General features: G+C 63.7%; 9 protein-coding genes. 6 read left to right on the plus strand and 3 right to left on the minus strand.

All coding sequences use genetic code 11. From position 1 onward, the window contains the following. Nucleotides 1-8: 8 nt before the first annotated feature. The 6 genes from H8S23_RS04395 (at nucleotide 9) to H8S23_RS04420 (ending at nucleotide 6,716) form a co-directional block, all read left to right on the plus strand. Nucleotides 9-1,115, plus strand: a complete 1,107-nt coding sequence (locus tag H8S23_RS04395; protein WP_186887069.1) for a substrate-binding domain-containing protein — start codon at nucleotides 9-11, stop codon at nucleotides 1,113-1,115. 72 nt (nucleotides 1,116-1,187) lie between these two features. Continuing rightward, the gene (locus tag H8S23_RS04400) at nucleotides 1,188-2,705 is read left to right on the plus strand and encodes a sugar ABC transporter ATP-binding protein (RefSeq protein WP_186887070.1); all 1,518 of its coding nucleotides are present in this window, start codon (nucleotides 1,188-1,190) and stop codon (nucleotides 2,703-2,705) included. Next, the gene (locus H8S23_RS04405; RefSeq protein ID WP_186887071.1) at nucleotides 2,695-3,678 is read left to right on the plus strand and encodes an ABC transporter permease; all 984 of its coding nucleotides are present in this window, start codon (nucleotides 2,695-2,697) and stop codon (nucleotides 3,676-3,678) included. Before H8S23_RS04400 ends, H8S23_RS04405 begins: the two co-directional genes overlap by 11 nt. A gap of 72 nt (nucleotides 3,679-3,750) precedes the next feature. Continuing rightward, on the plus strand, nucleotides 3,751-5,163 hold the full coding sequence (locus tag H8S23_RS04410) for an L-fucose/L-arabinose isomerase family protein (protein ID WP_186887072.1): 1,413 nt from the start codon (nucleotides 3,751-3,753) through the stop codon (nucleotides 5,161-5,163). Nucleotides 5,164-5,193: 30 nt separating this feature from the next. After that, entirely contained in the window at nucleotides 5,194-5,631 is a 438-nt protein-coding gene (locus H8S23_RS04415) for an RbsD/FucU family protein (RefSeq protein ID WP_186887073.1), read from the plus strand. A 44-nt stretch (nucleotides 5,632-5,675) separates the two neighbouring features. Continuing rightward, nucleotides 5,676-6,716: an MBL fold metallo-hydrolase gene (locus H8S23_RS04420; RefSeq protein ID WP_186887074.1), complete on the plus strand. Its 1,041-nt coding sequence runs from the start codon at nucleotides 5,676-5,678 to the stop codon at nucleotides 6,714-6,716. 224 nt (nucleotides 6,717-6,940) lie between these two features. Here the strand turns inward: H8S23_RS04420 and H8S23_RS04425 are convergent, their stop codons facing one another. From H8S23_RS04425 to yiaK, 3 genes are all read right to left on the minus strand, one after another. Continuing rightward, entirely contained in the window at nucleotides 6,941-7,657 is a 717-nt protein-coding gene (locus H8S23_RS04425; protein WP_186887075.1) for a response regulator, read from the minus strand. Next, nucleotides 7,629-10,343 (minus strand): ATP-binding protein, encoded by a 2,715-nt coding sequence (locus H8S23_RS04430; RefSeq protein WP_186887076.1) that lies wholly within the window; start codon nucleotides 10,341-10,343, stop codon nucleotides 7,629-7,631. The genes H8S23_RS04425 and H8S23_RS04430 overlap by 29 nt, the downstream gene beginning before the upstream one ends. 401 nt (nucleotides 10,344-10,744) lie before the next feature. Further along, a complete protein-coding gene (yiaK, locus tag H8S23_RS04435; RefSeq protein WP_186887077.1) occupies nucleotides 10,745-11,755 on the minus strand; it encodes a 3-dehydro-L-gulonate 2-dehydrogenase in 1,011 nt (336 codons plus the stop codon). Nucleotides 11,756-12,127 lie beyond the last annotated feature (372 nt).

Genomic DNA, 12,127 nt, shown 5'->3' on the forward strand with positions numbered 1-12,127 from the left:
GCAGAAAGATGAAAAAACTAGCAGCAATGGTACTGGCAATGGCTTTGGTATTCAGTCTGGCCGCCTGCGGCGGCTCTGACAGCTCGTCCGCCTCGGCGGGGGGCAGCTCCGCCGGCAGCGCGGCGGCCAGTGGAGGCGCCCAGGCCGGCTCCTCCGGCAAGATCGCGGTCATCCGCAACATGTCCAGCTCCGACCACACCACCCAGTTCTTTGCCGGCTGTATCGCCGAGGGCGAGGCTTTGGGCTATACGGTGGACACTTTCATGTCCGACCAGGACGATGTGAAGATGCAGAACCTGATGGAACAGGCGCTGCAGCAGGATTACGATATCTGGATCGTCAGCCACGCCAATGAGGGCTATCAGTACGATCTGGTCTCCCGCGCGGTGGAAAAAGGGATCAAGGTCGTGGGCTTTGACTGCGGCGGCGAACATGTGGAGGGCGTTACCTACACCTCGCAGGACGACCAGTCTCTGGCCAGCATCTCGCTGGACGCCATGATCGAGAAAGCCAAGGAGAAAGGCGCCTCAGAGCCCGTCAAGTTCCTAGAGCTGAACACCCTGGGCCTGATCGTGCCCTTTGACACCCGCCATGCCGTGATCGAGCAGTATGAGGCCGACGGCAAGCTGGAATGCCTCGACATCATCAATCCGCTGACCGGCGGCGACTCCTACAGCCAGGTCTACACTGCCGTGAGCACTGCCCTGACCAAGTACCCCGCAGGAGAGCTGAACGGCATCTGGGCCGCCTCCTCCGGCTTTCTGGACGGCGCTGTGGACGCCATCCACGACGCGGGCCGCGACGACGTCGTCCTCTCCGCCATCGACATTTCAGACACCGAGATCAAGCGTCTTGTTGAAGTGCCCGAGTATATCTGCTGCGCGGCCGTCGACCCCTACGTCATCGGCGTGGTCGACGTGCGGCTGGCCGTGCTGAAGACCCTGGGCGTCGAGACCCCGGAGACCTATGCCCTGGACGCTGTGGAGGTCTCCGGCGACCAGCTGAACGCGGACGACACCATGCAGACCCTGAACAAGTACTTTGCAGACTTTGGCTCCACCGACGCTTTTGACACCGATGAGATCAAGGCGCTGCGCGAAAAATTTGCAAAATAACTTTTTCAGCAGATCGGGTCAACGCCGCTTGTTGGCCCGATCTTGTTGCAGAACATGGAAAGGAGTGTCGGAATGAGCCAGATCGCCATGAAGGACATCTCAGTGGAATTCCCCGGCGTCAAAGCCCTGCAGCAGGTGGACTGCGACTTTGCGGGCGGCCGGGTGAAAGCGCTGGTAGGCGCCAACGGCGCAGGCAAGAGCACGCTGATGAAAGTGCTCTCCGGCGTCAACTCAAATTATACCGGCCAGATCGTTTTTGACGGGCAGCCGGTGGAGATCCGTTCCCCCGGGGACGCAAAAAAGCTCGGCATCGAGATCGTCTATCAGGAGGTGGACACCTGCCTGGTGCCAAACCTCTCGGTGGGTGAGAACATCATGACCGAATATCTGGTATACGGCTTGAAAAAAGGCGGCGTCGTAAACTGGAAGCATCTGCACCGGGAGGCCGCCCGGGTACTGGAACGGCTGCACGTGCCGCTGGACACCCACACGCTGGTCTCCTCCCTGACCCTGGCGCAAAAGCAGATGGTGGTCATTGCCCGTGCGGCGCTGGGGAACTGCAAGTTCCTGATCCTGGACGAACCCACCGCCCCGCTCAGCCAGAAAGAGACCCAAAAGCTGTTTGACCTGGTCCGCCAGCTGAAAGACGAGGGCGTGGGCGTCATCTTCATCTCTCACCGGCTGGATGAGCTGTTTGAGATCTGCGACAGCATCACGGTGCTGCGGGACGGCCGCCTTATCAAGGCCTTTGAGCTGGATGAGAGCGTCACCATCCCCTCCATCGTAGAGCTGATGCTGGGCCGTGTCTACAACGAGGCCATTGACAAAAGCGGCCGGGAGACCGGCGAGCTGCTGCTGGAGGCCAGAGGTCTTGCCGACCGGGAACACCGGGTATCCGGCATCGACATGACGGTGCGCCGGGGCGAGATCGTGGGGCTCTCCGGCCTGGTCGGGGCCGGCAAGACCGAGCTGTGCAAGACCCTGTTCGGCGCGTTCGGCAGGCAGGAGGGCGAACTTCTGCTCCGAGGCAAGTCCGTCCGGGTCGAAAGCCCGGCCGCTGCGGTGAAAAACGGCATGGCCTTTATCCCGGAAGAGCGCCGCAAGGAGGGGATCCTGGTGGGGGAACCCGTGGTCACCAACCTCTCGCTGGCCACACTGGGCAAACACACCCGGATGCTGTCTTTCATCAACCGCGGCAGCGAAAACCGGGCCGCTGAGAGCAAGGTGGAGGACCTGAAGATCAAGACCCCGTCTGTCCGCCAGCGGGTGGGTCTGCTCTCGGGCGGCAACCAGCAGAAAGTGACCATAGGCAAGTGGCTGGACTCCGGCGCTGATCTCTACATCTTCGACGAGCCCACCAAGGGCATTGACGTCGGCGCAAAAGCCGAGGTCTACCGCCTGATCGTGGAACTGGCCCGCCAGGGCAAGGGCATCATTTATGCCTCCAGCGAGCAGTCGGAGATCATGGGCCTGACCGACCGGGTCTATGTGATGTACAGCGGAAAAATTCAGAAAGAACTCATCACCGCAAAGACCAATGAAGCGGAGCTGCTGTTCTATTCAACGGGAGGTACCAAGGATGAAAAATAAGACCGGAAGCTTTCAGATCGGGCGCTTTTTGATGGATTGGGGCGCCATTGTTGCCATGGTGGCCGCCTTTGTGATCTTTTCAGTCGCAGCGCCCCAGGCGTTCTTCTCCTGGGCCAACATGGTGACCATCCTGCGGTCCATCTCCATCACGGCGGTCATCGCCATGGGCGCCACCTTTGCCTTTTCAGCCGGCGTCTTTGATCTCTCCATCGGCTCCACCGCCACCATGGCGGCAGCGCTCAGCGTCACCTTTATTGCCTGGTTCGGCATCCCGATGCCGATCGCCATCCTGCTGACCCTGGTCATCTGCATGGCCATCGGCGGCATCAACGCCTTTTTCGTCATCAAGACCCATGTGCCGGCCTTTCTTGCCACCCTGGCCATGCAGTTCATTCTGGACGGCGCCGAGCTGACCTACTCGGGCGGCTCGCTCATCAACCCCAAGGTGGCCCCGGCCGGGCGGGATATCACCCTCACCGCCGTGCCCGACCTTTTCAACAGCCTGGGCAAGGCGCCGCTGATCATCCTTATCATGCTGGCCTGCATCGCAGTCGTTGAGCTGTTCCAGGGACAGACCAAGCACGGGCGCTTTCTGTACATGGTGGGGTCCAACCCGGAGGCCGCGCGGCTGTCCGGCGTCAAAGTGAATTTTTACCGCACGCTGGCCTTTATGATGACCGCTGTCTTTGCGGGCATCGGCGGCATCCTGATCGTCTCCCGTGCCGGCACCGTGGCCGCAAACGCGGGTTCCACCTTTCTGATGCCGGCCATCGCCGCAGTAAATATCGGCGCAGCCGTGGGCGGCCGGGGCAAGCCCAACGCCATCGGCACCTTTGTGGGCGCGGCCCTGATCGGCGTGGTGGAGAACGGCCTGTATGCGCTCGCTTTCCCCTACTATGCCATCAACGTGGTCAAGGGTCTCATCCTGCTGCTGGCGCTGGTCATGAGCAACTATGCCAACAAGGAGAACTGAGGCCTCAAAGAGAGGCGGCCGCCGCTGCGGACAGGCGGGCGGCGGCAACACTGATAAAGGAGCAGAACAACAATGAAAAAACAGACCTTTGGCGTGATCGTCACTACCCGCAGCTTTTTCCCCTCCCATCTCGTCAAAACCGCGCGGGAGCAGATCTGCGCCAAGCTGGATGAGCTGGGCTATGGATATGTGATGGTGGGTGAACAGGACACCCAGTACGGCGCGGTGCTCACCTTTGACGAGGCAAAAACCTGCGCAGAGCTGTTCAAGGCGCACCGGGACGAGATCTGCGGCATCATCTGTGTGCTGCCGAATTTCGGCGAAGAGCTGGGCGTGGCCGAGGCCATCGACCTTGCCGGGCTGGACGTGCCGGTTTTAGTACAGGCCTGTGACGATGACTTTGAAAAGCTGGATATGGCCAACCGCCGGGACGCGTTTTGCGGCAAGATCAGCCTTTGCAACAATTTATACCAGCGCGGCATCCCCTTTACGGATACCACCCTGCACACCTGCGCCATCGACAGCCCGGCATTTACTGCGGACCTTGAAAAATTCGCCGCAGTCTGCCGCGTGGTGACCGGCCTGCGCGGCGCCCGCATCGCCATGCTGGGCGCCCGGCCGGTGGCTTTCAACACGGTGCGCTATTCAGAGAAGATCCTGCAGTCTCACAAGATCTCGGTGCAGACCGTGGACATGTCCGAGATCATCTTTGCCGCACAGAACTATCCGGACGGCGAAAAAGTGCGGGCCAAAGAGGCCGAGATCCGGGCCTATGGCAGCATCCCCTCCTATATCGAGGACTTCAAGATCACCAGACAGGCAAAGCTCTGCCTGGCCATTGAGGAATATGTGGATGCCCTGCAGTGCCAGGCCAGCACGGTACAGTGCTGGGACAGCGTGGAGAACAACTACGGCTGTGCCACCTGCCTGGCCATGAGCATGATGGGCGAAAAGGGCAAGCCCAGCGCCTGCGAAAGCGACGTGCTGGGCGCGGTGAGCATGCTGGCCGCCCGGCTGGCCGCCGGCACCGCCCCTGCGCTGATGGACTGGAACAACAACATCCGCGACGACCGCGACAGCTGCATCTCACTGCACTGCTCCAACTTCCCCAAAAGCTTTTTCCAGAACCCGGAGATGGAGATCGAGTGCCTGGACGTGCTGGGCAGCACGCTGGGGCAGGACAAATGCTTCGGTGCCTGCAAGGCCCAGGTGGGCCCCGGCCCGATGACCTTTGTGCGGCTGACCACCGACGACGTCCGCGGCGTGATGAAAATGTATGTGGGCGAGGGCGAGTTCGGCGCCGAGCCCATCCCCACCAAGGGCGGCGTGGCCAACTGCCGGGTGCCCCACCTGCAGGAGCTGATGAAATACATCTGCAAAAACGGCTATGAGCATCATGTCTGCTTTGTGCGCGGCCATGTGGCCGATGTGCTGGCAGAGGCGCTCTCCACCTATCTGGGCGTGGAGGTCTACCGGCACGTCTGAACAGAGCCGAAAAGGCGGAAAGGGAACAATATGCTGAAAGGGATACCTTTGGTCCTCTCCCCGGACCTGCTGAAAACGCTGGCCGAGATGGGACACGGAGACAGGATCGTGCTGGGGGACGCCTATTTCGCCTCAGCTGCCATGGCAGAGAAAAACCGTCTGCTGCGGGCGGACGGCGTTTCGTCCCTGGCGCTGGTAGACGCCATCCTGCAGCTGATGCCGCTGGACACCTGGGTGGACAGCTGCGTGTTCGCGCTGGGAGAAGCGCAGGGAGGCGGCTTTGCGCCCGCCCCGATGACCCTCAAATATCAGGAGGTCATTCAGAAATACGAGCCGCAGGCCGCGCAGAACATCACCCTGATGGACCGCTTTGCATTTTATGATATCGCGCGGGGATCTTTCGCGGTGGTCGCCACCGGCGAGACCGAGCCCTACGGCTGTATCATCCTGCAAAAGGGCGTGCGCTGAGGCCGTCTCACAAACCACAAAAGAATCAACAGGAGGTTTATACTATGCGCTGGAAGAAGAACATGGAACCCATCGACCATTCCTGCCTGCAGGACATCCTCATCGAGGACGAAGAGGGCGATATCCGCCCGATGAGCGAGCCCTATTTCAAGGCCAAGCAGATCGCCCCGGGCACCTGGCAGGTACTCAGCGACGGCGACTACACCTATGTGCTGGAGGGCGACGACGAGCTGATCTGCATCGACGGCGGCTCGGGCGCGGGCAACATCCGCGCTTTCTGCCAAACCCTGTCCGACAAGCCGCTGTACCGTCTGTTCAACACCCACAACCATTTTGATCACACCGCCAACAACTATCTGTTCGACGTGGTGTATATGTCGGAAAAGTGCTACGCGGGCCGCTGCCAGCCCTTTGGCGAACTTGCGGCGCTGGATTTTCCCGACGACTATCCGGTGGTTTTTTTGAAAGACGGCGACGTGGTCAACCTGGCGGGGCGCGAGCTGGAAGTGTACAATATCGAAGAGCACTGCACCGGTTCTCTGCAGTTTTTGGACCGCAAAAACCGCATCCTGTTCTGCGGCGACGAGCTGAATGGCAACTTTTTTGACAGCCGCATCTCAGTGGAGCACTCTTTCCGCAATGTGCAGCGCTGGATGTCTTTCCGGAACGCCTATGACGTGCTGTGCGCGGGCAACGGCATCCACGACGCCGTGTATGTGGACCGCTACTATGAGACGCTGAAATATATCCTGGAGGGGCATGCAAACGAGGGCGCCGAGTTTTACACCCCCTATGAGGACCGCCGTTCCACGGTCAGCAGCAGGGACGGCAAGCCCGTCTATGCCCGCCGCAGCCCCCATATGGACAGCGTTGCCGACGCGATGCGGGCCGCCGGTTTTGAAAAGCATCTGGAACTCACCGGCGGCAGGGGCTGCTTCTGTTTTATGCGCAAACTGACGCCGGACGGCCTTTTTGACCGCCAGTTGGAGAAAAACGGCTGCCGCGTCTGCTATTATCTGAATAAGATCTGGGATAAACAGGCGGAGGAAAACAGCTGCACTGCCACCCTGTCCGTTTTAAAATGACCCGGCGGGACAAAAACGCGGCATCCTGAAAGCGCGGCGTTCTCCGGGCAAAAACATCTGCAAAACAAAGCGCCCGCCCCCTTTTGGATTTTGTCAAACCCAAAGGGGGGCGGGCGCTTTGCGCTGTATTTGGCGCGGGGCGGCTGCCGCGGTCTTTTCGCCGCCGGGCTGGCAGGGCACGGCGCAGACGCGAAGGCATGCCGTTAAAAGACGGCCGCAGCCTCTCACTCTTCCGCCTGCCCCTCCACCCGCAGCATGCGGTAACCCACCCCAACATGGGTCTGGAGATACCGGGGCGACGAGGGCGAGGGCTCTATCTTTTTGCGCAGCGTCACCATAAAGACCCGCAGCGAGGGGATGTCGCTCTCCAGCGCGCTGCCCCACACCTCCCGCAGGATATAGTTGTGGGTGAGCACGCGGCCTGTATTGCGGGCCAGCAGACAGAGCAGCCGGTATTCGATCGGGGTGAGGTGGATCTCCTTTCCGGCCATCGAGGCGCAGCCCGCCGCGTAATCGATGACAAGATTGCCGTTTTTGTACACGCTGGCCGCTTCGCCGGGCGCGGCCTGCTGGTAATGGCTGCGGCGGATGGCCACCCGCAGCCGCGCCAGCAGCTCTTCAGGGCTGAAAGGCTTGGTCAGATAATCGTCCGCCCCGGCGTCCAGCGCGCCGATCTTGTCGCTCTCCTCGCTGCGGGCACTGACGACGATGATGGGCAGATTGCTCCACTCCCGCACCTTTTTGATGATCTCCACCCCGTCCATGTCGGGCAGTCCCAGGTCCAGGATGATGACGTCGGGCTGGTGGGACACGGCCTCCAGCAGCGCCGCGGCCCCGTTTTCCGCCGTGCGATAGGCGTACTCCCGCGTCTCCAGGGTGGTGGCGATCAGGTTGCGCACCGCCTTGTCGTCCTCAACGATCAGGATCTGCGGTTTGTTCATGGCAGGTCACCTCTTCCGCTTTTAGTGTAAAGGAGAACACGGTCCCGGCCGGGCGGTTGTCCCTTACCGAAATCACGCCCCCGTGGGCGCTGACGATCGACCTGCACAGCGGCAGGCCCAGCCCCAGGCCGCGGCGTCCGTCCCCCCGCTTGCCCTGGGCCGTGTAAAACATCTCAAACAGCCGTTCTTTTGCTTCGTCCGGCACGCCGGGCCCGTCGTCCGCCACCTCGATGCGCACCATGGGGCCGTCCCGGCGGGCGCTGACCGTGATGGTGCTGCCGGGCGGGGTATACTTCACGGCGTTGTCCACCAGGTTGACCAGCACCTGCACGATCAGCCGGGCGTCCATGCGGGCCATCAGCAGCTCGTCCGGCAGGTCCAGCGCCAGCCTGTGCTCGCCCAGCTTGCGGCCGGTGTGAGCGAGCGCCTCATCCACCACGTCGTTGACCAGCTCCGGCTCCGTCTGGATGCTCATGGCGCCGTTTTCGATGCGGGTGACGGCCAGCAGGTTTTCCACCAGATTGATCAGCCACATCGAGTCGTCGTAAATGTCGGCGTACAGCCGCTGCCGTTTTTTCTCATCCAGCACCTTGCCGTTGGCCATCAGGATGCCCGCGTTGCCTGAAATACTGGTCAGCGGGGTGCGCAGGTCATGGCTGATGGCCCGCAGCAGGTCGGCCCGCAGCCGCTCCTGTTCGGCTTCGACAGCGAACCGGCGCTTCTCTTCATTGGCGCGCTGCTTTTCCACCGCCAGGCCGAATTCGCCCAGCATGGCGATCATCAGGCTGCGCTCGAAGATATCCAGCGGCTCGCCGCCCAGGGCCAGCCCCGCCACCGCAAAGACCGCGTCCCGCCCGCGCACCGCCAGATACAGGCAGCGCGCGCCGGGCAGCGTGTCGGTGGTGGCGCCGGCATGCTTGTTGTTTTTTGCCACCCATGCCGCCACGGCCCGCTCCTCCGCCGTGTCCCAGCCGTCCGCGGGCGGCTGGACGCCGGGCGGCAGAAAAGCCGCCGGTTCGCCCACCACGCCCTCCTGCACCGGATAAAGGAGCACCGGCCGGTGGACAAGGCGCAGCAGCTGGCCGCCCATCTCGGTGAAGATCTGTTCCTCCGTCTCGCTGTGCTGCAGCTTTTGGCTGGTCTCCAGCAGGATCTCGGTGCGATAGGCCTTGGAGGCCGCCTGCCGCGCCTGCCGGCGGACCCGCATGGTGAGGGTGCCGGTGAGAAAGGAGGCCAGAAACATCACTACAAAAGTGACGTAATAGCTTTTGTCATTGAACTTGAGGGTGAGCAGCGGCTCGGTGAACAGATAATTGAAGATCAGCACTCCCGCCGCCGCAGAGATGGCGCCGTAGGCCCAGCTGTGGGTGCACATGGAGATAAAGAGCACCCCCAAAATGTAGAGCGTGACGATGTTGGCCTCGGTGAAGCCCCACTGCCGGAACAGCAGCGCCAGCAGCGAGGTGACGGCCAAGATCCCCGCCGAGCGGAGCAGGTCGGCTGCACTCCAGGCGGGCCGCTCTCTGCCGTGCCTGCGGGGCGGGCGGGGCGACTGGCCGTCCGGTATGATACAGACGTCCAGGCCGGGGGCCCGGGCGGCGAGCTGCTGCGCCAGGCTCCGCCGCGCCAGCACGCCGCGCCTGCCCGGCGCAGAGCGGCCCAGCACGATCTTGGATACCCCGCTCTCGCGCGCGTAGTCGGCGATCTGCTGGGCCACGTTTTCGCCGTAAACGGTGGCGATGCGCGCGCCCAGCTGCTCGGCCAGCCGCAGATTTTTGCGCAGCTGCTCCCCGCTGCCCTCCTCCAGCCCGGCGGCGTCGGGCGTCTCGACAAACAGCGCGGTAAGGCTGCCGTGAAAAGCCCCGGCCATCCGGGCCGCGGCGCGGATGACGCTGGCGTTGGAAGGCGCGCCGGAAAGGCAGATGAGGATGTGTTCTTCGGAGCGGTCGCCCTTCCCGTGCTTTTCGCGCTCCGCAATGCGGTTGACCCGGTCGGCGGTGCGCCGCCGGGCGATCTCCCGCAGGGCCGTCAGATCTTCTCTGGTCAAAAAAGCGCTCAGCGCCCGCTTTGCCTGCCCGGCAGCAGCGGACTTGCCCTCCCCGAGCCGGGCGATCAGCTCTTCCGGCTCGATGTCAATCAGCTCCACCTGATCGGCGCTGTCAAAGACGCTGTCCGGCACTCGCTCCTGCACGGCGGCGCCGGTGATGGAAGCCACGACGTCGCTGAGGCTCTCCAGATGCTGCACGCTGACGGTGGTGTACACGTCGACGCCCGCCCGCAGCAGCGTCTCCACATCCTGATAGCGCTTGCGGTGGCGGCAGCCCGCGGCATTGGCGTGGGCCAGCTCATCCACCAGAATCAGCGCCGGGCGCCGCGCCAGGGCCGCGTCCAGATCAAACTCCCGCAGCGCGGCCCCCTGGCCGACCGGGGCAAGCGGAGGCAGCTGTTCCAGCCCCTCCAGCAGCGCCAGCACGGCTGGGCGGCCGTGGGGGTCGATATGGCCGGCCACCACGTCCACCCCGCTCTTCTGCGCGGCATGAGCGGCGCTGAGCATGGCGCAGGTCTTGCCCACCCCCGCCGCATAACCAAAAAAGATCTTCAGCCTGCCGCGCCCTGCGGGGGGCTTTTCCTCCCCCTGCACCTGATGCAGCAGCCGGTCCGGGCCGGGCCGTCCCTCTCCCTGCACAGCTGTCCCCCCTTTCCCCGCGCGGCTCTGTATTCTCCCCGCCGCGCCGGGCGCGCCGCCCTGCGGGCGGCAGCGTCTCTACCCTACTATACCACAAGAGTGGTTAGCGGCGCGTAAAATTTGCAGCCGGAACATTAAGGCGGCGTTAAGACAGGGGCTGAGGAGAGGAAAAACCGCCGCGCATCCACCGGGGGAAACCGGCGGCCCAAATTCTTCCGGGGCCCGGCTTTCCCCGCTGCGGCGGAAAGGCCCGCGCCGCAAAAAAGCGCGCAGCCGTTTTGTCCCCCCGGAAAACAAGTCTGCCGGGGTGCGGCGGGCGCGCGGCGGCGGGCCAGTGAAAAAAGCGGCAGGGCTTTCACCCTGCCGCTTCGCGGTCTCCGCAGCCCTGATGCAGAGCGCGTTTACCGCAAAAACGCCTCGATCTTTTCCCAGGTGGCCTCGTTCACAGGCACCCCGTTTTCCAGATTGCGGCGCACCGTCTGTTCCAGGTTCTGGCCCGGGTAGCGCACCGGCGGCTCGCCCGGCGCGGGGGCGGAGGCGAGCAGATCCTCCAGCGCCTCGTCCAGCATCTGGTCCACCTCCTCAGCCGGCAGCAGCCCGCGGAAGTTGATGGCAAGAAACACCTGGGACAGCCCCCGCTCATCCAGCGGGTCGCGGCTGACGGCGCTGACCGTGCGCCCCATCGAGAGCGCCGCCGCCATCAGATCCAGCGCGACGGACATGGCCGACCCTTTCCAATAGCCGGTGGGCAGGATGCGCCGGGTGCGCAGGATGGCCTGCGGGTCCCGTGTGGGCCTCCCCGCCTCGTCAAACCCGCCGTCGATGGGGAGCTGTTCCCCCGCGAGGGCGGCCAGCTCCAGCTTGCCGTAAGCAAACTGGCTCATGGCCATATCCACCACCACCGGCCCCTTTTGCCGGGGGACGGCCAGCACGATGGGGTTGTTGCCCAGCCGCGCGTCCAGCGCGCCCCAGGCGGGCATGTTGGCCGAGGTGTTGGTGAACAGGACAGCCGCCATACCGGCCTCCGCCGCCTGCCGGCCGTACCGGCCCGGGCGCATCCAGTGGTTGCTGTTGCGCACCGAGACACAGGCGACGCCGTGGCTGCGGGCCAGCTCCACCGCCCGGGCCATGGCGTCCTCGGCGATCAGCGGGCCGGGCCCGAAATGGCCGTCCCAGATCTCCATGCCCCCCAGCGCGGCCACCTGCTCCGGCGCGGCGCTCAGGTCCACCGTGCCGTTGGCCACGTTGTTCAAAAAGCGGGGGAACCGGTTCACCCCGTGGGAATAAACGCCCTCCAGCGAGTTGCGGGCGAACACGTCCGCCAGGCGCGCGGCCCGCGTCTGGTCAAAGCCCGCCCGTTCCAGCGCAGCGCGGAGCGTTTGCAGCAGTTCTTCAAAAGGCAGATAGATCATCTTCAGCATCCTCCCTGCCGCGGGCAGCACAGCCGCTCGCCGGTCTTATCCCCCTCATTATAGCACGGGACCGCGGCCCGCAAAAGCATCCTCCCTGCCGCAGACAAAAAAAAAGACGGCCTCCCGGGCGCAACGCGGCGGGGACCGACGCTCTCAAAAAAGGAAGAAGATCGCCGCCTGCAGGCAGCTTGGCTGTCCCCCCGCCCGGCAGCCGCAAAGCGCCCGCAGAGCCCGCGGCCGACCGGCCCTGCGCTTTTTTCCGCGCCCGGCACGGAGCGCCCCGCGCCGGGCGGGAGAGGCCGGGCAGGGCCAAAAGCGTTGTCCCCGGCACGGACAGCCGTTTTTTCAGCGCGCTGCAGGGCAGCCGCACAG

The sequence above is a fragment of the Anaerofilum hominis genome, from assembly GCF_014287275.1.
GTDB lineage: Bacteria > Bacillota > Clostridia > Oscillospirales > Ruminococcaceae > Pygmaiobacter > Pygmaiobacter hominis.